This window comes from Rugamonas apoptosis (assembly GCF_014042355.1).
GTDB classification, from domain to species: domain Bacteria; phylum Pseudomonadota; class Gammaproteobacteria; order Burkholderiales; family Burkholderiaceae_D; genus Rugamonas; species Rugamonas apoptosis.
This window is the reverse complement of sequence record NZ_JACEZU010000001.1, coordinates 391935-415921: the sequence shown is the minus strand read 5'-3', so window position 1 is coordinate 415921 and position 23987 is coordinate 391935. Positions and strand designations below refer to the sequence as shown.

Genomic DNA, 23987 nt, shown 5'->3' with positions numbered 1-23987 from the left:
ATTGTTGCTAAAAAACGTCAATCCACGTTATCTGCCGCAGCCCGCATCACCGTTGTCCTTGCCTCCCGGACGGGCGTGGCATAGGGCCGGTGATGTTTCCGTGGCCTGCAGTCGGAGTCATCGTGCCCGCGTGGCGGTCGCGGCGGCGGCGGCGGCCACGTTCAGCATAGTGGCTCCATGAGAAAAACAAAAGTGGCTCTACGTTGAGGCTCCAGTTCAACACTAAGATTCGCTGTCCTTGTAACACTCTGGTAACAACAATTAAGGTGAATTAATGACGAATAACGAACTTCAACAGCGCAAGAACGCCGCCACCCCACGTGGCGTGGGCGTGATGTGCCAGTTTTACGCCGAGCGCGCGCTGAACGCTGAAATCTGGGACGTGGAGAACCGCCGCTACATCGATTTCGCTGCTGGTATCGCCGTGCTCAACACCGGCCACCGCCATCCAAAGCTGATCGCTGCGATCGAGCAGCAGTTGGGCAAGTTCACCCATACCTGCTACCAGGTGGTGCCTTATGCGGGCTACGTCGAACTGGCCGAGCGCCTGAACGCCCTGACGCCGGGCAACCACGCGAAGAAGACCGCGCTGTTCTCGACCGGCGCCGAAGCGGTGGAAAACGCGATCAAGGTGGCCCGTGCCGCCACCGGTCGCTCGGCCGTGATCGCCTTCGCCGGCGGTTTCCATGGCCGTACCATGATGGGCATGGCACTGACCGGTAAAGTGGTGCCCTACAAGGTCGGTTTCGGCCCCTTCCCGGGCGAGGTCTACCACGCACCGTATCCGGTCGAACTGCATGGCGTCAGCACCGAAGCCTCGCTGGCGGCGTTGCAGACGCTGTTCAAGGCCGATGTCGATCCCAAGCGTGTGGCCGCCATCATCCTGGAGCCAGTGCAGGGCGAGGGTGGTTTCTACGCCGCGCCGCCGGAATTCATGCAGGCGCTGCGCAAGATCTGCGACGAGCACGGCATCCTGCTGATCGTCGATGAAGTGCAGACCGGCTTCGCCCGCACCGGCAAGATGTTCGCCATCGAACACGCTGGCGTGATTCCCGACCTGATGACGCTGGCCAAGAGCCTGGCCGGCGGCATGCCGCTGGCAGCCCTGGTGGGACGCGCCGAGATCATGGATGCGCCCCTGCCGGGCGGGCTGGGCGGCACTTACGCGGGCAATCCGCTGGCGGTCGCCTCCGCGCTGGCGGTGCTGGACGTGCTGCACGACGAGCAACTGGTCGAACGCGCCTGCGTGCTGGGCCAGCGCCTGAAGGACAAACTCAACCAGCTGCGCGAAGTGGTGCCGCAGATCGCTGATGTACGCGGCCTGGGCGCAATGGTGGCGGTCGAATTCGCCCAGCCCGGCAGCGGCGCGCCTGACGCTGAGTTCACCAAGCTGGTCCAGACCCGTGCATTGGCCAAGGGCTTGATCCTGCTGACTTGCGGCGTGCACGGCAACGCGATACGTTTCCTGTTCCCGCTGACCATTGAAGATGCCCTCATGGACGAGGCGCTGGCGATACTGGCTGACGCCTTGCTGGGAAAATAAGAAAAGAATGTCATGCCGGCCTTCCTGGCCGGCATAGTCTACATCTGTGGAGATAAGATTTTGGAAAGCACAACGGTGAAGCGCCCCCCCCTGGCCGCGGTCAGGAACGGCCAGCAAGCGGCGGCCAAGCGCGAGACTCTGGTGGAGTTTCGGGGTGTCAAAAAAACCTACGACGGTGAAAACCTGGTCGTCAAACAGCTCGACCTGAACATCGAACGTGGCGAGTTCCTCACCTTGCTGGGGCCTTCCGGTTCCGGCAAGACCACCTGCCTGATGATGTTGGCCGGATTCGAGTTTCCCACCGGCGGCGAAATCCGCCTCGATGGCAAGCTGCTCAACAAGGTTCCGCCCCACAAGCGCGACATCGGCATGGTGTTCCAGAACTATGCCCTGTTCCCGCACATGACGGTGGGCCAGAACGTGGCTTATCCATTGCAGGTGCGCAAGGTCGATGCCGCCACTCGTGCGGACAAGGTCAAGCGTGCGCTGGACATGGTGCAGATGGGGCAGTTCGCCGACCGTTATCCTGCCCAGTTGTCGGGTGGCCAGCAGCAGCGTATCGCACTGGCGCGGGCACTGGTGTTCGATCCCAAGCTGGTGTTGATGGATGAGCCGTTAGGCGCGCTCGACAAGCAGTTGCGCGAACGCATGCAGATCGAGCTCAAGGATCTGCACCAGCGGCTGGGCGTGACCTTCGTCTACGTGACCCACGATCAGAGCGAGGCGCTCACCATGTCGGACCGGGTCGCCGTGTTCGAGCACGGCATCATCCAGCAGTTGGCGCCGGTCGATCAACTGTATGAACAGCCGGACAACCAGTTCGTGGCCGGTTTCATCGGCGACAACAACCGCTTCCATGGTGTGGTCGAGACGCCCGACAGCGGCCTGTGCCGCCTGCGCATGCAGGATGGTTCGTCGCTGCTCGGCGTCAACGTCAATGGCCTGGGCGCCGGCCACGCGGCCGTCGGCTGCGTCCGTCCCGAACGCATCCGCCTGCTGGCGCGCGGCGCGGCCGCTTCCAATGGCGTGGCGGCGCGCATCACCAGCCTGATCTACTTTGGCGACCATGTGCGGGTCCGTTGTGCGCTGCCGAACGGCGACGAGTGTTTCGTCAAGCTGACCCTGAACGATCCGGCCCTGCCCGGTTTGTCCGAGGGAACGCCGGTGTCGCTCGACATCGAGCCGACGCATTTGCGGGTGTTCATTTAATCGCTGTTCCGTTGTCTCCGAAATCTCTCTCACCTTGAAAGACTGATATGAAAAAAGTGTTTTCCCCTGTCTTGCTGAGCACTCTCCTGGCGGCTGGCGCTGCACATGCCGATGTCACGCTGGTTAATTTTGGCGGCGCCAATGGCGCGGCGCAAAAAGTGGCGTACATCGAACCGTTCCAGAAGACCGGCAAGAAAGTGGTGATGGTCGAATACAACGGCGAATTGTCGAAAATTAAGGCCATGGTCGAAACCCACAACGTGACCTGGGACGTGGTGGAAGTGGAATCGGGCGTGATCGGCCGTGCCTGCGAAGAGGGCCTGATTGAAAAAATGGACCTGGCCAAGATCGCCAAGAAGGCCGACCTGCTGCCGGAAGCGGTGCACGAATGCGGCGTTGGCGCCTTCGTCTGGTCGACCGTGCTGGCCTACAACGCCGACAAGCTGAAGGCGGCGCCCACCAGCTGGGCCGATTTCTGGAACGTCAGCAAGTTTCCCGGCAAGCGCGGCATGCGCAAGGGCGCCCGTTACAACCTGGAATTCGCGCTGATGGCCGATGGCGTGCCGACCAAGGACGTCTACAAGGTACTGGCGACCAAGGCCGGCGTCGACCGCGCCTTCAAGAAGCTGGAAGCACTGCGTCCGCACATCCAATGGTGGGAAGCGGGCGCCCAGCCGGCCCAGTTCCTGGTGGCTGGCGACGTGGTCATGTCGACCGCCTACAACGGCCGGATCGACGCTGCCCAGCGCGAGGGCAAGAACCTGCAGGTGAACTGGAGCGGCGGTATCTATGACCTCGACTACTGGGTGATTCCGAAAGGTTCGCCGAACAAGGCCGAAGCCGAGAAATTCATCGCTTTCGCCAGCACGCCGGAAGCCCAGAAGGTCTACGCCGGCAAGATCGCCTACGGCCCGACCAACAAGAACACGCTCAAGCTGCTGGATGCGAAGACCCTGGCCGGCTTGCCGACCGCGGCGGCGAACGTCAAGGACGCGGTGCAGAACAACCTGCAGTTCTGGACTGACCACGGCGAGGACCTGGAACAGCGCTTCACCGCCTGGGCCGTCAAATAAGTCGTAACAGAATTGGGTGCCGCGGCGGGGCAGCAGTCCGCCACGCGCGGTTGGTCCGCTCGCCCCGGCACCCGTTTTATCCAGCCATTCACTTTTGAAAACGCTCTCGCCATGACTTTTTTGGCCTCCACCGCCCCGCTTTCCATGCCGCTTGCCGAGCCCAGTACGGCCCAGCTCAAGCGCGACCTGCACCGCGCCCTGCTGCGTAAGCGGGTCACGGCCCTGGCGCTGATCGCGCCGCTGGCGGTGTTCCTGCTGCTCACCTTCGTGGTGCCGATCGCCGCGCTGCTGATGCGCTCGGTCGAAAATCCAGAGGTCGCCACCACCTTGCCCCATACGGTGGCCGCGCTGTCCACCTGGGACCGCCATGGCATGCCGCCTGACGCCGCCTACGCGGCACTGGCGGCCGACCTGGAGGCGGCGCATGCCGCCAACACCGGTGGCGCCCTGGCGCGCCGCATGAACGTCGACCTGCCGGGCGCCCGCTCGGTGGTGCTCAAGACCATGCGCGCCACGCCGCTGGTGGACGACGATGGCAAGCCGCTGTCGGGCAGCGCCATCAAGCCGGCCCTGATCGCGCTGGACGAACAGTGGGGCCAACCGGAATTCTGGCAAGTCATCGCCAGCAACGGCGCGCGCTACTCGCCGTATTATCTGCTGGCCTCGCTCGACCTGAAACAGGATGCCTTCGGCCATATCTACCAGGCCGATGCGGACCAATCCGTGTACATCCAGATCTTCGGCCGCACCTTCTGGATCAGCCTGGTCGTCACGGCGTGCACGCTGGTGATCGCCTATCCGCTGGCCTACTGGCTGTCAACCATGCCGGAACGGCGCGCCAACCTGTTCATGATCCTGGTGCTGATCCCGTTCTGGACTTCGGTGCTGGTGCGCATCGCGGCCTGGATCGTGTTGCTGCAATCGGAGGGCCTGGTCAACCAGGCGCTGATGAGCCTGGGCCTGACCAAGGCGCCGCTGGAACTGCTGTTCAACCGCGTCGGCGTGTATGTCTCGATGACCCACATCCTGCTGCCGTTCATGATCCTGCCGCTCTACAGCGTGATGAAATCGATCCCGCCGACCTATGTGCGGGCCGCCGTCTCGCTGGGCAGCCATCCATTCGCCGCGTTCTGGCGCGTGTATGTGCCGCAGACCTATCCCGGCATCGGCGCGGGCGCGCTGCTGGTGTTCATCCTGGCGCTGGGCTACTACATCACGCCGGCGCTGCTGGGTGGACCGAACGAACAGATGGTCAGCTATTACGTGGCTTACTTCACCAACGTGACCATCAACTGGGGCATGGCCTGCGCCCTGGGCGCGCTGCTGTTCGGCGCCACCCTGGTGCTGTACAGCGTGTACCGCCGTTTCGCCAAACTCGAAATCAGTATGTAAGGGACCACCATGAAGACCACTCTGCCATATTTCCCCCCCTATCTGTCGCTGGCTGAACGGGCCTGGTTTTTCCTGTTGCGCGGCTTTAACGGGCTGGTGCTGGTATTCCTGATGGTGCCGGTGCTGGTGATCATACCGCTGTCGTTTTCCGACAGCACTTTCCTGGCCTATCCGATGCCGGGACTGTCGCTGCGCTGGTACCAGAACCTGATCGAGTCGGACGAATGGATGCGCGCCGCGCGCAACAGCTTCATCGTCGCGCCGCTGGCGACGGTGGTGGCGACCGTGCTGGGCACCTTGGCCGCCGTGGGCCTGAACAAAGCCAACTTCCCGGGCAAGGGCTTGCTGATGGCGATCCTGATCGCGCCCATGGTGGTGCCGGTGGTGGTGGTCGGGGTCGGGGTCTACCTGCTGTTCGCCCAGGTCGGCCTGACCGACACCTACGTGGGCCTGGTCGCGGTCCACGCCGCGCTCGGCGCGCCGTTCGTGGTGACCACCGTGTCGGCCACCTTGCAAGGCTTTAACCACAATCTGGTGCGTGCCAGCCTGAGCATGGGAGCTTCGCCGCTGATGACCTTTTTCCGGGTCACGCTGCCGGTGATCGCCCCTGGCCTGATCTCGGGCGCGCTGTTCGCCTTCGCCACCTCGTTCGACGAAGTGGTGATCACCAAGTTCCTGGCTGGTCCCAACCAGGTGACCCTGCCGTTCCAGATGTTCACCGGTATCCGCGAGAACATCAGTCCGACCATCGCGGCGCTGGCGACCATCCTGATCGTGTTTTCCACCGGCTTGCTGCTGGTGCTTGAGTGGCTACGCGGCCGCAATAAGGCCGCCGCCAAATTCTAGCGGCCTGCGGCCGCCCCGACGGGACGTAGGCCGGCCATGCCGGCGGCAGACAACGCGCGGCACGCAGCGCGCGTTGTGGCCCCGCTCGTCCCGTCATCAGTGGCCGCCGCCCCGCTAGCCTGACTATTCCTTGGAGATTTACCATGCTGCAATTAACAGACCCGACTCTGTTGCGTCAACACGCCTATCTGAACGGCGTATGGTGCGCCGCCGACAGCGGCGACACGCTGGACGTGACCAATCCCGCCACCGGCGAACTGCTGGGCACCGTGCCGAAAATGGGCGCGGCGGAAACGGCGCGCGCCATCGCCGCCGCCAATAAGGCCTTCCCCGCCTGGCGCGCCAAGACCGGCAAGGAGCGCGCCGCCATCCTGCGCAAGTGGTACGAGCTGATGCTGGCCAACGCCGACGACCTGGCGCGCATCATGACCGCCGAACAGGGCAAGCCGCTGGCCGAAGCCAAGGGCGAAGTCGGCTACGCCGCCTCGTTCATCGAATGGTTCGCCGAGGAAGCCAAGCGGGTGAGCGGCGATACGCTGCCGTCGCCATGGGCCGACAAGCGCCTGATCGTGACCAAGGAGCCGATCGGCGTGTGCGCCGCCATCACGCCGTGGAACTTCCCGGCCGCGATGATCACCCGCAAGGTGGGTCCGGCGCTGGCCGCCGGCTGCCCGATGATCGTCAAGCCGGCCGAGGCGACGCCGTATTCGGCGCTGGCGCTGGCGGTGCTGGCCGAACGGGCCGGCGTGCCGGCCGGCGTATTCAGCGTGCTGACCGGCGACGCGCGCGCCATCGGCGGCGAAATGACCAGCAACCCGGTGGTGCGCAAGCTGTCCTTCACGGGTTCGACGCAAGTGGGGCGCACGCTGATGGCGCAGTCGGCGTCCACCATCAAGAAGCTGTCGCTGGAACTGGGCGGCAACGCGCCGTTCATCGTGTTCGACGACGCCGACCTGGACGCGGCGGTGGAGGGCGCGCTGATCTCGAAATTCCGCAATGCCGGCCAGACCTGCGTGTGCGCCAACCGCATCTATGTGCAGGACGGGGTCTACGAGGCGTTCGCCGCCAAGCTGGTGGCGGCCGTGGCCGCGCTCAAGGTGGGCGATGGCCGCGAGGCCGGCGTCACGCAAGGCCCGCTGATCGATGCCAAGGCGGTGCGGAAGGTGGAACAGCACGTCGAGGATGCGCTGGCCAAGGGCGGCCGCCTGCTGCTGGGCGGCCGCCGCCACGCGCTCGGCCACAGCTTCTTCGAACCCACCGTGATCGCCGACGTGCACGCCGGGATGCAGGTGGCGACGGAGGAAACCTTCGGCCCGCTGGCGCCGCTGTTCCGCTTCCGCGACGAGGCCGAGGTACTGGCGCAAGCGAACGACACCGAGTTCGGCCTGGCCGCGTACTTCTACGCGCGCGATATCGGCCGGGTGTGGCGCGTGGCCGAGGGGCTGGAGTCCGGCATGGTCGGCATCAATACCGGCTTGATCTCCAACGAAATCGCGCCGTTCGGCGGCGTGAAGCAGTCCGGCCTTGGCCGCGAAGGTTCCAAATACGGCATGGATGACTATCTGGTCATCAAGTACATGTGCCTGGGCGGCATTCAGGCCCAGCCATCGGTGTAGCAGCAAGCAGCAAAGCAGAGCAGGTGTCTCACTATCCAAAGCAGCACTTAACTATCAGAAGAAGGAATACACAGTGAACAAGAACGCAATTGCCGTCGCCATCCTTTTCGCCTGCGCCGGCATGGCCCAAGCCCAGTCCAACGTCTCCATCTACGGCGTGCTCGACGTCGGCCTGATCAAAGGCACCGGCAGCACCCTGCAGGAAGGCAAGGGCGACTTCAACCGCCTCGGTTTCAAGGGCACCGAAGACCTGGGCGATGGCCTGAAAGCCAACTTCCGCCTGGAAATGCGCTTCCTGCCCGACACCGGCACCACCGAAGCGAACGGCCAGCGTCCGCTGTTCCAGGGCCGTTCGTGGGTTGGCCTGTCGGGAGGCTTCGGCGCGATCCGCTTCGGCCGCGACATGACGGCGGTGCAGGATGCGGCTTCGGATTTCGATCCGTTTGGCTTCCAGACCGTGGGCGCGATTGACGCCATCACCGGCAACTACATGTCCGATACCTCGACCGCCTCGTCCGGCAACCGTTTCTCCAATGCCGCGTTCTACAGCACGCCCGTGATGAACGGCTTCCAGGTCAACGTCTCGGTGGCTACCAAGGAACCGCTGAACGGCGTGCCGGTGGTGAAGTCCAATCCTTACTCGATCGCCACCGTCTACACGGGCGGCCCGCTGGCGGCGATGGTGGGCTATGAGCGCAGCACCAACGAAGACACCTTCCTGAGCCTGAACGGCTCCTACAAGGTGGGTGCGGCCAATCTGATGGCGTCCTACTCGCGCTTCAACCGCGTGCTCGGCGTCGATGAGCGCAACTGGCTGGTGGGCGCCGACATCGCCGTGGCGACCGGCGCCATCAAGGTCGGCTATGGCCAGATCAAGCCACAGGGCAGCGGTTCGGATAAACAAACCTCGCTGGGTTACTGGCACACGCTCTCCAAACGCACCATGCTGTACACCGACGTGAGCAGCCGCAAGCCGGCCGCCGGTTCGACCAATAACACGGTCGACGTGGGCATCCATCACACGTTCTGATGGTAGTGGCGGCGGGCCAGGCGGCCCGCCGCCATCGTTCATATTCAAGCAAGGACATGATGAAATTTGCGAATCTCGCCATCGGTACCCGCATGGCCCTGGGCTACGGACTGGTGCTGCTGTTGCTGGCCGGTGTGGCCGCGTCGGGCCTGTATGGCATGGCCCGCTCCAACGCCGCCTTGCAGGACGTGGTCGAGGTCAACGCTGTGCGGATCGCCATGTTGGAACAGATGGAAGGCTCGACCCACGTGGTGGCGCGCGTGATGCGCACCATCGCGCTGCTGTCGGACCAGGCGGCGATGGACGCCGAACGCAAGGAGATCGCGCGTGCGCGCGAGCAGTACACCCGCGCGCAGGCGGCGCTCGAGGCGACGGGGCTGGACCAGGCCGGGCAGGCGTTCGTGGCCAGGATCAAGCGCTATCAGGCGGTGGCGCGGCCGCTCAACGACCAATTCAACGCGATGATGTGGGACGACAAGGATGGCGCGGTGGCTTTGCTGCTGCGGCGCGCCGGTCCGGCGACGGAAACCTGGCGCATGGAAATCGACGCCTTCATCGCCGTGCAGCGCGAGAAAAGCCGGCACGACGCGGAGCAGGCCGCGCTGGCCTACCGCGAGGCGCGCTGGCGGATGCTGGCCTTGAGCGGCATCGCCATCGCGCTGGGCGCTGGCGCCGCGTGGCGCATGACGGGCTCGGTCACGGTGCCCATAGTCACGGCGGTGCGGGTCGCACAATCGGTCGCGCGTGGCGACCTGTCCAGCCACGTCGCGGCGCGCTCGGACGATGAAGCGGGCCAGCTGTTGCGAGCATTGACGGAGATGAACGGCAACCTGGTGCGGATCGTCGCCCAGGTGCGCGGCAGCGCCGACAGCATCGCCACCGCCTCGGCGCAGATCGCCGCCGGCAACCAGGACCTGTCGTCGCGCACCGAACAACAGGCGGGCGAGCTGGAGCAAACGGCCGCCTCGATGGAGGAGTTGACCAGCACCGTCCGCCACAACGCCGACAACGCGCAGCAGGCCAATCAATTGGCGATCGCCGCCTCGCATGTGGCGCAGGAGGGCGGCGCCGTGGTGTCGCGGGTGATCGAGACGATGACGGGCATCCATGCCGCTGCCGGCAAGATTGCCGACATTATCGGTGTGATCGACGGCATCGCGTTCCAGACCAATATCCTGGCCTTGAACGCGGCGGTGGAGGCGGCGCGGGCGGGTGAGCAAGGCCGGGGCTTCGCGGTGGTGGCCGGCGAGGTGCGCAACTTGGCCCAACGGGCCGCCGCGGCGGCCAGGGAGATCAAGGAACTGATCGGCGACTCGCTGTCCAAGGTGGATGCCGGCACGGAGCTGGCCGGCCAGGCCGGCACGACCATGCAGGACGTGGTGGCCAGCATCGCCAGCGTGACTGCCATCATGGCGGAGATCAGCGCCGCCAACCGCGAGCAAGCGATCGGCATCGAACAAGTCAACCTGGCCGTGGTGCGGATGGACCAGAGTACCCAGCAAAACGCGGCACTGGTGGAGCAGGCCACGGCCGCCGCCGGCGCGATGGAGGAGCAGTCCGCCAGGCTGGCGCAGGTGGTCAGCGCGTTCACGCTGCCCCAGCGGCTCGCCCTGGGCGGCTTGTCGTAACCGTTCGGCAGGAACTGCCGATGGCGACGTCGGGCAATTTTCCCGGCGCTTTTGTGGCATGATCGGCACTCCGTCAGCCATCGCTACCCGCCCATGCCCGCCAGCGCACCGCCGCGTCCCCTCGATCTCAAGCGCCAGTTGTTGTTGCGGGTTGGCTGGTTCACGCTGGCGCTGCTGGCGGTGAGCACCACGGCCGCGCTGCTCGAAACACGCCACCGGGTGCGCGGCGACATCGAGCGTACCGGCCCCCTGATCGGCCATTTGATCAGCGACACCGTGGGCCGCAGCGAGAACGCCTACAGCCGCACGCTGGGCGAGGATGACCTGCAGTCGGCGCCGTTGCAACCGATCGCCAAGCTGATCCATGTTTGCGTGCGCCTGACCGACATCTATTCCCATCCGGTGGCCCAGCGCTGTTTCGCCGGCGAGCCGCGCCTGCCGGCCGTGCTGCGCCACATGATGCGCGCCGTGATCGGCGCCGACGCGGTCTACCAGGGCGCGGTCGGGCGCTTTCCCGGCATCGCCATCGGCCAGTTGACCGTCACGCCCGATTACGACCGCGAATTGCTCGACCTGGCCGGCAAACTGGCCCGGCTGCTGGCATTGAGCGCCATGCTGCTGTTGCTGAGTTTTTTCATCTACCGCCCGGTGCGCAACGCGCTGGCGCCGTCGGCCGATATCCTCGACACCCTGTCGCGCATGGAGGCGGGCGACCTGCGCGCGCGCATGCCGGCCTTCGCCCTGATCGAATTGAATCGCATCGGCGCCGCCTTCAACCACTTGCTCGACCGCCTCGACCACACTATCCGGGGCCAGCAACACCTGGCGCATCGGCTGTTGTCGGTGCGCGAGGAGGAACGCGCCCATCTGGCGCGCGAGCTGCATGACGAATTGGGCCAGTACCTGGCCTCGCTCAACGCCGAGGCAGCCTTCGCCCGAGAACTGGCGCAGGAGGGCGTGCCGGCGCTATTGCCCTGCGCCGAATCGATCAGCAGGACCAGTGGCCACATGATGGAGGTGCTGCAGCAAATCCTGCATCGCCTGCGCCCCAGCGGCCTGACGGAATTTGGCCTGCTGCCCAGCCTGCACCAATTGATCGCCGACTGGAATACGCGCAGCCGTGGCCGCACTGTCTTCACGCTCGCGGCCGACGATTTGCCGGCCGACTTGCCCGATGATGTGGGTGTCAGCGTCTACCGCATCGTGCAGGAAAGTCTCACCAACGCCGTGCGCCATGGCCGCGCCACGCGGGTGGACGTCACGCTCGATTGCGGCAACGCCGGGCTGCATCTGGCCATCGGCGATGACGGCCAGGGCGGCGCCTCGCCACGGCTGGTGCCGGCGGCCGCCGGCGCGGACGGCGCCAACGGCACCACGGACACCAACGGCACTTCCTGCACCGCTAGCACCACCGGCACCATCGGCGCCAAGGTCGATGCCGCCGCCGGCACCAGCGGCGGCTACGGCCTGCTCGGCATGGAGGAACGGGTACTGGCCCTGGGCGGCAGCTTGCGGGTGCGCTCCAGCGCCGGCGGCGGCACCATGGTGCGGGTCGAGCTGCCGCTGGCGCAGCCGGTGCGCGCGGGCGAGGTGTTGCCATGATCCGCATCTTCCTGGTCGATGACCATGCCGTGGTACGTGAAGGCTATCGCCGCCTGCTGGAACGCCGTCCCGACCTGCGGGTGGAAGCGGAAGCGGGCAGCGCGGAAGAAGCCTTGCGCCGCTTGCGTGAACTCAGTGTCGATGTCGTCGTGCTCGACTTGTCGCTGCCGGACATGGGGGGCATCGAACTGATCCAGCGCATCGCGCCGCGCCATCCGCAGTTGCGCATGCTGGCCTTTAGCATGCACCGCGATCCCCTGTTCGCCGCGCAGGCCTTGCGCGCGGGTGCGCTGGGCTACGTCACCAAGAGCAGCAGCCCGGACGTGCTGATCGATGCCATCTACCGCATTGCGCGCGGCGAGAAGGTGCTCAGCCCCGACATCGCGCCGGCGATCGCGCTCAGCCTGTTGCAGCGCGAGGCCAATCCGCTCGACGAGCTCAGTCCGCGCGAATTCGAAATCCTGCGCCTGCTGCTCGACGGCCATGGCGCCGAGCAGATCGGCAATACCCTCAACATCAGCCCGAAGACGGTGCAAAACAGCCACTACCAGATCAAGGCCAAGCTGGGGGTGAAAACCGATATCGAGCTGACCCGCCTGGCCGTCCGGCTCAAGCTGATCGCCTGAACCGGACGGGGAAGGGGCCCTGGTTCCGCCTTAGCCGGGAACGGCGGCCAGCTGGGCCTGATACAGCTCGGCCAGCATCGGGAACGTCACCGTGCCCAGCGGCTGGCTGGCGTCGTCGAGCAGCTCGTACAGCAGGTCGTCGGCGTCCGGCCGGATGCTGAACGCGATGATCACATCCTGGTCGCCGCCGCCTTCCCGGTGCGGCCGTTCGCTGGCCGGCGACACGGTGTAGCTGCCGGCCGGGCGAATCTCGCGCAAGCTGCCGTCCGTTTCGTACAGGCGGTGTTCACCCTGTACGACGAAAGTGTGGTTCAGCGCCCGGTGCCGGTGCAGCACGATCTGCCCATGGGCGGGCAACTTGAACAGCACGTCGGCGATGCGGCTTTGCCGGTCCAGATGCAGTATGTGGAAGTGAAATGGCGGCTCGAACTCGCCGAAACGGTTCCAGTGGATGGCGCGGTCGTCGAACTGGTAGCTAGTCATCTGCAATATCTCCTTGGGTTGTGTATGGACTTCAACGCCATTACAACCCGCCACCGGTCCTGGTTCATAGGGGCCTTTGCCCGCATCGGGCTGGGCGTTTTGCCCGTGCCGCCAGGCCGGCTGGCGCCGGGCAGATTGCCCGCCCGCCGACGGGTGGTTCTCCGTGTCGGCGCGCCGTCCGGCTGCCTACACTGGCGACAGATGCGGCGTGAGGCACGCGTCACCAACCACGGAGAGGGATGGACGATCATGAGAATATTGGCGCGACCTGGCCTGCTGGCCCTGGGTTTGAGTGTGAGTCTGGGTTTGAGCGCCGTTGGCGCGCACGGGGAGGACCTGCGCTTTTGCGGCGGCGCGGTGCAGCGATCGGACCTGCCGTCCGACCTGGCCCACGTGGTGGGCGATCAGACGGTGGAGTATGCCGTCGACCAGCCGGCCAGTGCGGTCGTCTGCAGCGCCGGTTACGAGGCGGCGAAGTGTGGCGATTTCACCTCCGCCTACAGGATCTTCGACAAATGCATCGCGGCGGGCTATGTCGGCGCCATGATGTGGAAGGCGTCGGCGCTGGAGAACGGCGCCGGCGGCGCGGCTCCCGATCTGCAAGGCGCGGCCGAACTGGTGCGCCGTGCCGCCGTGAGTGGCGTATCCGGCTACGCCACGCTGGCCAAGCTCGATTATGCCCGCGCGCTCTACCTGGGCAAAGGCGTGCCCAGGGACGAGACGGCGGCGCGCCAGTGGTTCGAGGCGGCGGCCAAAGAGGGTAACCAGGATGCCATCGCCACCCTGCGCGACTGGCCCGCGTCGTCGCCGGCGGCGCCAGTCCGGTAAGCAACCGTCACAAAACGGCTGGCCACTGCGTCTAAGCAGTTCGATCGCTACAATTGGAACTGCCATGACCGCCACCGCCTCCGACCTCGCCACCTTCGCCGCCCTGCGGCCCCGGCTGTTTTCTATCGCCTACCGCATGCTGGGCACGCGCGCCGACGCGGACGACGTGGTGCAGGATGCCTGGCTGCGCTGGCATGGCGCCGACGCCGGCCAGTTGCAGTCGGCCGAGGCCTGGCTGGTGACCGTCACCACCCGCCTGGCCATCGACCGCCTGCGCAGCCGCAAGGCCGAGCGCGAGGCCTATTTCGGCTGGTGGCTGCCGGAGCCATTGGTGGAACTGGATGAGCGTACCCCGGAATCGGCGGCCGAACTGGCCAGCGACGTGTCGGTCGCCTTTCTATGGCTGCTGGAGCGCTTGTCGCCCGAGGAACGGGCCGCCTTCCTGCTGCGCCAGGTGTTCGAGCAGGATTACGCCGACATCGCCGCCATGCTGGAAAAGTCGGAAGCGGCCTGCCGCCAGCTGGTGCACCGCGCGCAAGGCCGGGTGCAGCAGGAACAGCCGCGTTTTGATATCCCCCGCGCCCAGCATCACCAGTTGCTGGGCCAGTTCATGCAGGCCGCCGCCAGCGGCGACCGCGCCGCCATGAAGGCCATGCTGGGCGACGATGTGCAACTGGTCAGCGATGGTGGCGGCAAGGTGGCGTCGTTCGGCCGCATCCTGCGCGGCGCCGGCCGCATCGCCGGCCTGTATTGGTCGCTCGAACATGCCTTCCCGGGCAAGGTCGGCTATCGGCAAGCGCTGGTCAATGGCGAACCGGGGCTGCTGCGTTATGTGGATGGCAAGGTGGAGTCGGCGCAGTCGTTCATCGTCGATGACGGGCGCATCGTGGCCGTGTTCATCATCCGCAATCCGGACAAACTGGCCGCCATCGCGCCGTTGTATTGAGATGGCTGTCACAAACGGCGGGGCGGCCACGTCTTACAGGTGAGGACGGCGCATTGGGCGCCGGCCGCCACCTGGAAAAACATCATCATGAGCCAACCTTCCCGCCTCGCCTTTTTCGAACTGTCCCCGACCTGCCTGCAGGCCATGATCAACCTGTCGGCCACCGTCAAGAAAAGCGCGCTGGGGCCGCGCCTGATCGAGCTGGTGCTGCTGCGCGTGTCGCAGATCAACGGCTGCGGCGTGTGCGTCGACATGCACTGGCGTGACCTGATCCGCCAGGAGGCCGATCCGCGCCATGTGAACGCCGTCGCGGCCTGGCGCGAGGCGCCGTTCTTCAATGCGCGCGAACGCGCCGCCCTGCGCTGGGCCGAAGCGGTGGCGGGCATCCCGCTGCGCACGCCGGACGATGCCGATTTCGCGGAACTGCAGCAACACTTCAGCGATAACGAGATCGCGGAACTGGGGTATGCGATCGCCGTCGTCACGGGCTGGAACCTGCTCAACGTCAGCTTCCGCAACCAGATTCCCTTGAATCCGCCGCCGGGCTTCTGAGCGGCGGGCCGGCCCGCATGGGGGCACGAGCCGGTCTTGTGGTCTGGTCTATTTGTGCTGGTAAGCGGCCAGTTCCCACTGGTCGCGGTTGTAGACGTGGCCCTGCCAGTCCGTGTCCTGGTATTCCAGCTTGACGAAGTTGTTGACGGCCGGCGCGAACCACAGCGTTTCATTCAACTGGCCGCTGCCGCCGTTGGTGCCCACCTGCTCGCCATGGTAATAGCCGGTCACTTCGATCTTCATGGCGTCGAATTCGCCGGCTTGCACCTTGACCTTCTCCCAGCCCAGCGCCTTGCCCTTGAAGCGGTAGCGCCAGCGCTTGCCCTGCGACGTATTTTCGCCGGTCGCATCGCTGCTCCATTCCTTGCCCGGCTCCAGCGGGAAGGCATAGCGCTGGAACGCGGGGTCGAAATGCATGCGGCCACGGTCAATGGGATTGAGTTCGCGGCTGAAGCGCTGTTTGCTCACCAGCGCGCCGCTGGCGGCCCGCTTGATGTCGACCTGGATGCCGCTGTCGTCCACGGCCGTCACTTCCATCCGGTTCAGATTGCCGGGCAGTTTCTTCCAGACGTCGGTGTACTGGTAGGTCCAGCTGTCGCCCACGGCCACCTGGGGCGCGGCGATGGGGGCGTGTTCGTCGGCCGCTGCCCCGTGCATGATGGAGAGGGTCAGGCCAAGACCCAGGACACTGCCGGCTAATAGGCGTTTCATGGTGATCTCCTGGAGGTGGCGGTGGTAATCAGCGGGTGCCGAAGAAACCGGCGGAACTGGTGCGGCTGGCATCGAGCCCGGCGATGAGCAGCTGGCGCTTGCCGTTGTTCAGCATGAAATCGATGCCGATGCCGGCCAGGGTCTGCCCTGGCAGTACGCAGGGCGCGGGGCCGAACGTCATGGTCACGTCGAACACGTTTTTGCCGGAACTGCGCGGCTTGAAGCTGCCGTTGAAGGCGCAGGCGCCGGAAGTGGCCGTAAAGGCGCCCGAGGCGGCGATGGTGAAGGTGCTGGCGAAGCCCCGCAACGAGGTGGTGTTCCAGGTGCCCGCGATATCGCTCAGATTGGCGGCGGCGTTGTAGTCGTAGACGGAAGCGAGCAGCGGCGTGCCGGTGAAATTGACGGTGTTGCTGCCCTCCGTCAGGGTGCCAGTCAGGTTGTTGCTGGCCGTGTAGCTGGCGCTCAGCGTACCGGTCAGCAGCTGGCCGGCGGCGGTGGCGTCCTTGACGTCCGACGCCGTGAAATTGCCGCCGCTGGCGTTGCCATTACCTTGCAGGAAGCCTTCCACGCTGAATGCGCCAGCCACGGTGCTGCCGTAGATCGTGTAAAACTGGTTGTTTTCAAGAATCAGCGTGTTGTGGCTACCGCCATTTGAGAACGTGCCCTGATAGACGCCCTGTGGACTGGCCACCGTGGTGCCACCGGCGACGGTGGTGCCGCCGCCACCGCCACATCCGCCCAGCGCCGTGAGCATGAGAAGAGTCAGAGCTGAAACCGCTGGCTTGATATACATGACGCGTCCTTACGTGAGGTATCGGAGTGGCCGATTATAACGTCTAAATTATCAAAAAAACACTAACTTATTCCAGCAAGTTGGCGATCACGGCGCCCAGTTGGCGCGCCAGCGGCACGATCTGTTCGGCCGTGGTGGCGGCGTAGGACAGCACCAGGCCGCTGCGCCGCGTGCCCAGGCAGTAGCCCGACAGCGGCATCACGCTGATACCGGCATCGGCCGCCGCCTGGGCCACGGCCTGGTCGTCCACCGTGTCGGGCAGGCGCAGCGTGCAGTGCACGCCCACGTCCTCGCCGGTGAAGGCGACCGCGCCGGTCGCGAACCATGGCGCCAGCGCCGCCTTGAGGGTGTCGGTCAGTACCTGGCGCCGCTCGGCGTAGATCAGGCGGGTGCGCCGCAGGTGGCTGTCGTAATGGCCTTCGCGGATGAAGGCGGCCAGCACGGCCTGGCCCACTTGCTCGCCTTCGCGGTACAGGTCGGCCGAGGCGTGCGCGAAGTCGCTGGCCAGCGCCGGCGGCACCACGAAGTAGGCCAGCCGGATGCCGACGAACAGCGTCTTGCTGAAGGTGCCCAGGTAGATCACGCGGTGATTCCGGTCCAGCCCTTGCAGCGATTGCAGCGGGGCCGCGCCGAAACGGTATTCACTGTCGTAGTCGTCCTCCAGCAGCACGCTGTCGTGGCGTTGGGCGAAGTCCAGCCAGTCCTGGCGCCGTTGCAGTGGCATCACGCCGCCCAACGGGAACTGGTGCGACGGCGTCAGGTAGACCAGGCGCGGCGCCGTGCCATCGCCGCTGTTGCCGGGGCAGGGCATGCCCTGTTCATCCACATCCACGGGGCGCAGGCGCAGGCCGTTACCGTCGAACACTTTACTGGCGGCCCAGTGGCCGGGGCTTTCGAACCACACTTCGTCGCCCGTGTCGGCCAGCAGGCGCGCGATCAGGTCCAGCGACTGGCTGGTGCCGTCCGTGATGATCACCTGTTCGGCCTCGCAGCGCACTCCGCGCGAGACGCGCAAATGCTCGGCGATGGCTTGCCGCAGCGCGGGCAGGCCGCCCGGCTCACCCTCCACCAGCGAGGAGGTTTCGGCCTGTTTCCAGTGCCGCTGCTGCAACTGGTTCCACACCTTCAGCGGGAACAACGTGAGGTCATGCACGCCGGGGCAGAACGGGCGCTTGATGTAGTAGCGGTTCAGCGGGTGGGACACGATGCCCCGGCCGCGCGTGGAAAAGGCCGGCCCCGCGGGCGTGGCCGCTTCCTGCCGCGCGCCGGCCACCACGTCCGGCTCGACCCGGCACACATAGGTGCCCGAGCCATGGCCGATGACGACGAAACCTTCATCCTGCAGCGTCTCATAGATGCTGACCACGGTGTTGCGGGCGATGCCCAGTTCCGCCGCCAGCATGCGGGTGGACGGCAACTGCACGGCGGCCGGCAGCGTGCCGTCCAGGATGGCGTTCTGGATCAGGCGCAGGACCAGGTGCTTGCGCGACAGCGTGGGCCAGGCGGCCTGGCCACCGGGCAGCTGCTGGTTCAGCCATTCATGGAGCGGCAGGGAGAACATCGGGTCAGGCGTGCTGCGTAGCGGCGGTGGGCATGGCGGAAGGTGGCCTACGGTTGCTGAGTCAGCCGCCAGCGTGCGGCCGGCGGGGCCTTCCTGTCAAGTGGCGCGGCACCCAACTGGTCCTCCCGAACGGGCGCCCAGTGGTTCTTGTGCGCGGGCGCGTCCCCCCGCTATGCTGGCGCCATCCTGTATCGATTTCAACAACATCAGCCTGGAAAGCCCGCCGTGTCAGCCTATCCAACCATTACCGTCGCCGAACCCTTCCCCGCGCCGCATGCCGGGCATGCCGAAAACGAGGCGCTGCGCGTGTGCCAGTTACGCGACATCCGCACCGTCGAATGCGCGCTGTCGGACCTGGCCTCGGTGGCGCGCGGCAAAATCCAGACCACGGCCGAATTCTCGGAACAGCGGGGCACGCGGCTGCCATCCATCATTTTCGGCACCACCGTGGTGGGCGGCGAGCCGCGCTCCGTGTACGAGGACCTGATCCCCTGCACCTACCCGGACGTGGCCCTCACGCCGGACTGGGCGACTTTCGCGCCCGACCCGCTGATCGCGCACCGCGCCACGGTGCTGTGCGACGTGGGCGGTGGCTTCACCACGCCCAAGGGGATCGCGGTGGAGGCGGCTGCGCTGTCGCCGCGCAGCATCCTCAAGCGCGTGCTCAAGCGCCTGGATGAACGCGGGCTGGCGGCGCTGGTGGCGCCGGAACTGGAATTCTTCCTGGTCGCCATTCCCGGCGCGCGCCACGGCACCAGCCTGCCGCCTGCACCGAGCCCGTTCCATCCGAACGTGCGGGAAAGCTTCATCGACATCTTTTCGCTGGAGCGCACCTCGGCCTTCGAGCCGTTTTTCACCACCCTGTTCGCGGCCTGCCGCGCGCAGCGCATTCCCGTCACCGGTTTTTCGCACGAGGCGGCGGCCTCGCAGTATGAAGTCAATTTCGCGCCCGCGGCGCCGTTGGCCCAGGCCGACGCCGTGTTCCGTTTCAAGCGACTGGCGCGCGACGTGGCGCTGCGCTACGGGTTCGCCGCCACCTTCCTGGCCAAACCCTATGTGGAAGGTCCGGGCTCGGGCATGCATTGGCACATGAGCATGCAGCATCGCGACAGCGGCCGCAACGTGTTCAGCGGCGCCGATGGCGCGGCGTCAGCGGAGTTGCTGGCGTTCGTGGCCGGCATGCAGCGCCACGCATTGGCCACGACGGCCTTGATCGCGCCATATCAGAACTCTTACATGCGTTTCCAGAAGCACGAAGCGGCGCCGGCCGCCGCCAGCTGGGGCCAGGACGACCGCTCGGTGGCGTTCCGCATTCCCGTCTCGAACGCGGCCAACCGCCGCATCGAGAACCGGCTGCCGGGCGCGGACGCCAATCCCTACCTGCTGCTGGCGTCGATGATCGCGGCGGGGCTGGACGGCATGGAACACCAGCTGTCGCCCACGGCCGAACCGGATCCGCTGCCGCTGTCGCTGGACGCGGCCCTGCAGGCGTTCCGCCACGACGACTGGACGCGCGCGCTGTTCGGCGCCCAGTTCGTCGATACCTACGCTGCGCTCAAGGGCCACGAGCTGGCGCAGCGCGAGCAGGCGCCGTCCGGGCTGGAATGGGATATCGCCAACCTGCTGCACCACGCTTGAGCGGGCCCGTTCGCCCGCGCTGATTTCGCTGATTGCGACGCGGGCTTGCCGGCTGGCGGCCGGCTTACCTGTGCCAGAACCCCGCGTGCGCCTGGCGCGCCTCGTCCTCGCGCAGGGGGCCTAGCACTTCCGTGGGCCGCTGGCCGCGCGCGAACACGTCGCGGCAGGGCAGGGAGAGTGTTGGATTTTCCGGGTCGCTGCCCGTCAGTTGCAGCAGGCTGGCCTCGGACAGCGCGTACACCACCCGCCCCACGCCGCTCCAGTAGGTGCCGCCAGCGCACATGGCGCAGGGTTCGGCGCTGGAATAGAGCGTGGCGCCGGCCAGTTCGGTCGGGCTATGGCGCGACGATGCCTGGCGCAGCGCGTTCATTTCCGCGTGCGCCGTGCGGTCGCTGCTGGACGCGTTCATCGCTTCGGAGAGGATGGTGCCGTCGGCGCCCACCACCATGGCGGCGAACGGATGGTGGCCCTCGTCGCGCGAACGCTGGGCCAGGGCCAGGACCTGGGTCAGGAATTGCTGGTCTTGCGGGGTGGCTGTGCTCATGCGTGCTCCTGGGTGGATCCGGCGGGACGTACTGGCCGCCCCGCCGCTTGCGGATGATGCACACATGGTATGCCGGCCATGTGATGTGATATACGGTATAAACGATATATACCGTATATTCAAACCATTACTTCGGAATGCTGCCTTCCACGCCTTGCACGTAGAAATTCATCGACATCAGGTCCTTGAACGGCATCACGGAACCGGCCGCCACCTTGATGGCGCCCGACTGGTCCTTGATCGGACCCTGGAACGGGGTGAACTTGCCGCTGGCGATCAGGGCTTTCTTCTCCTCGAAGGCCTTGGCCGCATCCGGCTTGACGGCCGCGTTCAGGGGCGACATCTTGATCATGCCTTCCTTGATGCCGCCGTGGATGTCGGTCGGCTTCCAGGTGCCGGCCATCACGGCCTTGGCGGTGTCGGTGTAGTAGCCGCCCCAGTTGTTGGTGGCGGCCGTCAGGTGCGCCTTGGGTGCGAACTTGAGCATGTCGGAATCCCAGCCAAACGCGTAGATGCCTTTTTCCTGCGCCACTTGCAGCGTGGCCGGCGAATCCGTGTTCTGGTTCAGCACGTCCGCGCCCTGGGCGATCATGGTTTCGGCGGCCTGGCGTTCCTTGGCCGGGTCATACCACGAGTTAACCCAGATCACCTTGGTCTTGATGGCCGGGTTCACGCTTTGCGCGCCCAGCGTGAAGGCGTTCACGTTGCGGATCACTTCCGGAATCGGGAACGAGGCCACCACGCCCAGGATGTTGGACTTGGTCATCTTGCCGGCCACGACGCCCAGCAGGTAGGCGCCTTCGTAGATCCGGGTTTCATAGGTGCCCATGTTCTTGCCCGTCTTGAAGCCGGTGGCGTGTTCGAACACCACGTTGGGGAAGGCCTTGGCCACTTTTTCCGTCGGGTTCATGTAGCCGAACGAGGTGGTGAAGATCAGCTTGTTGCCATCGGCGGCCAGCTTGCGGATCACGCGCTCGGCGTCCGCGCCTTCCGGCACGTTTTCCACGAAGGTGGTCTTGACCTTGTCGCCCAGTTCCTTTTCCATGGCCAGCCGGCCCTGGTCGTGGGCATAGGTCCAGCCGGCGTCGCCGACCGGGCCCACGTACACGAAGCCGATCTTGAGCGGTTCGGCCGCTTGCGCGGGCGCGGCGGCGGCCAGGCCCAGGGTGGCCGCCAGGGAGGCATAGGCCAGCAGAGTACGACGTTTCATCATGGCGTTTCCTGTTCTAGAGTGAGGACGGGGATCAGAAATGGTACTCGGCGCGGATCATCGGGGTTTTTGCCGTGGCGCCTGGGTTGTTGTGGTCCGAGTTGCCGAACTTGTTCTTCCAGTATTGGTACTCGACGCCGACCTTGAACACGTTCTTGCCCGAACCCATGGCCGCGCCCACATCGTACATCAGCTGCATGTCGATGTTGGTTTCCGTGGCCGTGTCGCCGCCGAATTCATCCTTGCCCTTGGTGCCGATGAAGTTGGCAAAGCCTTCGAACGACAGCGGAATGGCGGTGCCGATCGGGATGCCCCAGGCGGCCGTCAGCATTGGGTGGGTCTTGTAGCGGTAGCGGTCCACCGCCGTGTTGCTATAGCCGTTGTAGGGCGCGTTGCTTTCCCACAGGGCCAGCAGGCTGACGTTGAGGAAACCGGGCACGTCGAGCATCAGGGTGGGGCCGGCCACCAGCATGCGCTTCTTGGAGTTGTAGCCGGCGTCAGTCTTGCTGTTGAAGTCAAAACCAGCCGTCAGGCCGACGCCGCGCACGGGGCCGAAGGCGTAGTTGGCGCCCGTCACCTTGCCCAGGTCCAGCGTGTGGCGGTACAGGACGTAGGCTTCGTGCGCGCCCGTCTTGGCGCCCACCGACGATGGGTCCTTGTCGTCCGACATCAGCAGGTCGGCGCTGACGAAGTTGGTGCCGTACTTGTAGCCGCTCACACTGGTCAGGTTGACGATGCTCTTGCTGATGTCCTGGTTGTTGAACGGCTCGGCGAATTTGGTGCCGTAGCGGTAGCTGAGCGAGGTGTCGCTCCAGTCGGCCGCCTGGGCGGCGGTGCAGGCGCTGGCGGCGAGCAGGGCGAGGATGGCGGTGCGTTTGTATGGCTGTGGCTTCATGCGGACTCCTGGAACTGAGGTTAACGAAATCGGACGGCAGGGATGATACCGGTTGTGTCGCGGTTTGAATCCAATCGTTGGCGCTAATTGGATTCAATTCTTGATTGAGTGAACTAGCAAATAGTAGGCCAGAGTGTCATCGAAATGAAATAAATGCTGCATTTCGTTATGCCCATTGTGGTTTTTACGTCATGCCGTGTGGCCCGCCGGGGCAGGCCAGGACTGGCTTTCCGCCTCGCGATCGGGCGCGGCGCGCACCATGGATGGGCGGTTGGGCGCGCCACGCCACACCGTGGTGCGGACTCCGCGCAGGTGTATGCAATCGGACTTAGAAACCCGACAACGCTTCGGCCAGGTTGATCTTGCGTTCCGGTTCGCCCAGCCGCAGCCGGCCTTCGATTTCCAGCAGGTGGTGTTCGATCAGGGCCGTCGCTTCGGCCACCTTGCGCTGTTCGATCAGGGACATCAAGTCCTGGTGCTCGTCGTTCTCGCACATGGCCGCGCCGGGGCTTTCATACAGGGCGATGATGAGCGAGCAGCGCGACACCAGCTCCGACATGAAGCGCAGCAACACCTGGTTGCCGGCCAGTTCGGCCAGCAGGATGTGGAATTCGCCGCCCAGCCGTATCCAGCTGGCGCGGTCGCCCGTGTGGCGGGCCTGGTCTTCCGCCTCCAGCGCGGCGCGGATCTGCTGCAGCGAAGCGGGGGTGGCGTTGCGGATCACCAGCGGCACGATCTCGCGCTCCACGGCGCGGCGCGCGGCGAAGATGTCGCGCGCCTCCTCCGGCGTGGGCGAGGCGATCACGGCGCCGCGGTTGGGGCGCAGCTCGATGATGTGGTCGTGCGCCAGCCGTTGCAGGGCCTTGCGCACGGTGGTGCGGCTGACCTGATACAAGTCGCAGAAATCCGCTTCGCCCAAATGGGTGCCGGGCGGCAGCCGGTGGCTCATGACGGCGTTCACGACAGCCCGGTAGATGCGCAGGTCGACGGCCGTGGTGCCGCGCTTGAGGCGGGCGGCGGGCGCGGACGCCGCCGTGGTTGCGCCCGCGGTGGTGCCCGTGGCGCCTGTCGCGGCCATGCCGGTGGCGGTAACGGCCGCCGTGCCAGTGGCGACCGCCGGTTCGGCCGGCGCGCCGGCTTTGCGCTTGCCCGCTGGACGGGGCGCGGGGGTGAGGCTGCTCATGTGTCATTCTCCTGTAGCGTGCGCGGGCCAGGCCCGGCGCAGGTTGTCTGCGCCATGTAAAGCAGGATTCGTGCTCAT

22 protein-coding genes are annotated in these 23987 nt (G+C 65.8%); 14 read left to right on the top strand and 8 right to left on the bottom strand.

What is annotated here, in order from left to right; translation table 11 throughout:
• Positions 1-274: 274 nt before the first annotated feature.
• From H3H39_RS01815 to H3H39_RS01770, 10 genes are all read left to right on the top strand, one after another.
• Positions 275-1543 carry a 4-aminobutyrate--2-oxoglutarate transaminase gene (locus tag H3H39_RS01815; protein WP_182151545.1) on the top strand — a complete coding sequence of 423 codons (1269 nt, stop codon included), beginning with the start codon at positions 275-277 and terminating at the stop codon, positions 1541-1543.
• 90 nt (positions 1544-1633) lie between these two features.
• Positions 1634-2752, top strand: coding sequence for an ABC transporter ATP-binding protein (locus tag H3H39_RS01810; protein ID WP_229217852.1), 1119 nt, complete (start codon positions 1634-1636; stop codon positions 2750-2752).
• A 47-nt stretch (positions 2753-2799) separates the two neighbouring features.
• Positions 2800-3825, top strand: coding sequence for an ABC transporter substrate-binding protein (locus H3H39_RS01805; protein WP_182151543.1), 1026 nt, complete (start codon positions 2800-2802; stop codon positions 3823-3825).
• A gap of 111 nt (positions 3826-3936) precedes the next feature.
• Positions 3937-5217 (top strand): ABC transporter permease, encoded by a 1281-nt coding sequence (locus H3H39_RS01800; protein ID WP_182151542.1) that lies wholly within the window; start codon positions 3937-3939, stop codon positions 5215-5217.
• 9 nt (positions 5218-5226) lie between these two features.
• Positions 5227-6063, top strand: coding sequence for an ABC transporter permease (locus H3H39_RS01795; RefSeq protein WP_182151541.1), 837 nt, complete (start codon positions 5227-5229; stop codon positions 6061-6063).
• A 143-nt stretch (positions 6064-6206) separates the two neighbouring features.
• Positions 6207-7679, top strand: a complete 1473-nt coding sequence (gene gabD, locus H3H39_RS01790) for an NADP-dependent succinate-semialdehyde dehydrogenase (protein WP_182151540.1) — start codon at positions 6207-6209, stop codon at positions 7677-7679.
• A 73-nt stretch (positions 7680-7752) separates the two neighbouring features.
• Complete coding sequence (locus tag H3H39_RS01785; RefSeq protein ID WP_182151539.1) at positions 7753-8709, top strand: porin; 957 nt, start codon at positions 7753-7755, stop codon at positions 8707-8709.
• 56 nt (positions 8710-8765) lie between these two features.
• Positions 8766-10337: a methyl-accepting chemotaxis protein gene (locus tag H3H39_RS28605; protein ID WP_182151538.1), complete on the top strand. Its 1572-nt coding sequence runs from the start codon at positions 8766-8768 to the stop codon at positions 10335-10337.
• Between the two features lie 93 nt (positions 10338-10430).
• Positions 10431-11939 carry a HAMP domain-containing sensor histidine kinase gene (locus H3H39_RS01775; protein WP_182151537.1) on the top strand — a complete coding sequence of 503 codons (1509 nt, stop codon included), beginning with the start codon at positions 10431-10433 and terminating at the stop codon, positions 11937-11939.
• Positions 11936-12565 carry a response regulator gene (locus tag H3H39_RS01770; RefSeq protein WP_182151536.1) on the top strand — a complete coding sequence of 210 codons (630 nt, stop codon included), beginning with the start codon at positions 11936-11938 and terminating at the stop codon, positions 12563-12565. Before H3H39_RS01775 ends, H3H39_RS01770 begins: the two co-directional genes overlap by 4 nt.
• A gap of 30 nt (positions 12566-12595) precedes the next feature.
• On the opposite strand, the gene H3H39_RS01765 is transcribed toward H3H39_RS01770, so the two are convergent.
• Entirely contained in the window at positions 12596-13048 is a 453-nt protein-coding gene (locus H3H39_RS01765; RefSeq protein ID WP_182151535.1) for a cupin domain-containing protein, read from the bottom strand.
• Between the two features lie 249 nt (positions 13049-13297).
• Here H3H39_RS01765 and H3H39_RS01760 point away from each other — a divergent pair, with 249 nt between their 5' ends.
• From H3H39_RS01760 to H3H39_RS01750, 3 genes are all read left to right on the top strand, one after another.
• Positions 13298-13876: an SEL1-like repeat protein gene (locus H3H39_RS01760; protein ID WP_182151534.1), complete on the top strand. Its 579-nt coding sequence runs from the start codon at positions 13298-13300 to the stop codon at positions 13874-13876.
• A gap of 64 nt (positions 13877-13940) precedes the next feature.
• A complete protein-coding gene (locus tag H3H39_RS01755; RefSeq protein WP_182151533.1) occupies positions 13941-14822 on the top strand; it encodes an RNA polymerase sigma-70 factor in 882 nt (293 codons plus the stop codon).
• 87 nt (positions 14823-14909) lie between these two features.
• Positions 14910-15374 (top strand): carboxymuconolactone decarboxylase family protein, encoded by a 465-nt coding sequence (locus H3H39_RS01750; protein ID WP_182151532.1) that lies wholly within the window; start codon positions 14910-14912, stop codon positions 15372-15374.
• A 48-nt stretch (positions 15375-15422) separates the two neighbouring features.
• On the opposite strand, the gene H3H39_RS01745 is transcribed toward H3H39_RS01750, so the two are convergent.
• The 3 genes from H3H39_RS01745 to pdxR all read right to left on the bottom strand — a co-directional run bounded on the left by H3H39_RS01745 (position 15423) and on the right by pdxR (position 18439).
• Positions 15423-16085 (bottom strand): hypothetical protein, encoded by a 663-nt coding sequence (locus H3H39_RS01745; RefSeq protein ID WP_229217819.1) that lies wholly within the window; start codon positions 16083-16085, stop codon positions 15423-15425.
• A gap of 28 nt (positions 16086-16113) precedes the next feature.
• Positions 16114-16878: a hypothetical protein gene (locus tag H3H39_RS01740; protein ID WP_182151531.1), complete on the bottom strand. Its 765-nt coding sequence runs from the start codon at positions 16876-16878 to the stop codon at positions 16114-16116.
• Positions 16879-16945: 67 nt separating this feature from the next.
• A complete protein-coding gene (gene pdxR, locus H3H39_RS01735) occupies positions 16946-18439 on the bottom strand; it encodes a MocR-like pyridoxine biosynthesis transcription factor PdxR (protein WP_182151530.1) in 1494 nt (497 codons plus the stop codon).
• A gap of 225 nt (positions 18440-18664) precedes the next feature.
• Between pdxR and H3H39_RS01730 the strand changes: the two genes are divergently transcribed.
• Complete coding sequence (locus H3H39_RS01730) at positions 18665-20077, top strand: glutamine synthetase family protein (RefSeq protein ID WP_182151529.1); 1413 nt, start codon at positions 18665-18667, stop codon at positions 20075-20077.
• A 64-nt stretch (positions 20078-20141) separates the two neighbouring features.
• On the opposite strand, the gene H3H39_RS01725 is transcribed toward H3H39_RS01730, so the two are convergent.
• The 4 genes from H3H39_RS01725 to H3H39_RS01710 form a co-directional block, all read right to left on the bottom strand.
• Positions 20142-20621: a nucleoside deaminase gene (locus H3H39_RS01725; protein ID WP_182151528.1), complete on the bottom strand. Its 480-nt coding sequence runs from the start codon at positions 20619-20621 to the stop codon at positions 20142-20144.
• A 127-nt stretch (positions 20622-20748) separates the two neighbouring features.
• Positions 20749-21834, bottom strand: a complete 1086-nt coding sequence (locus H3H39_RS01720; protein WP_182151527.1) for a BMP family ABC transporter substrate-binding protein — start codon at positions 21832-21834, stop codon at positions 20749-20751.
• Between the two features lie 31 nt (positions 21835-21865).
• Positions 21866-22726, bottom strand: coding sequence for an outer envelope protein (locus H3H39_RS01715; protein ID WP_182151526.1), 861 nt, complete (start codon positions 22724-22726; stop codon positions 21866-21868).
• A gap of 328 nt (positions 22727-23054) precedes the next feature.
• Positions 23055-23909 carry a GntR family transcriptional regulator gene (locus H3H39_RS01710; RefSeq protein ID WP_229217817.1) on the bottom strand — a complete coding sequence of 285 codons (855 nt, stop codon included), beginning with the start codon at positions 23907-23909 and terminating at the stop codon, positions 23055-23057.
• Positions 23910-23987: the final 78 nt, after the last annotated feature.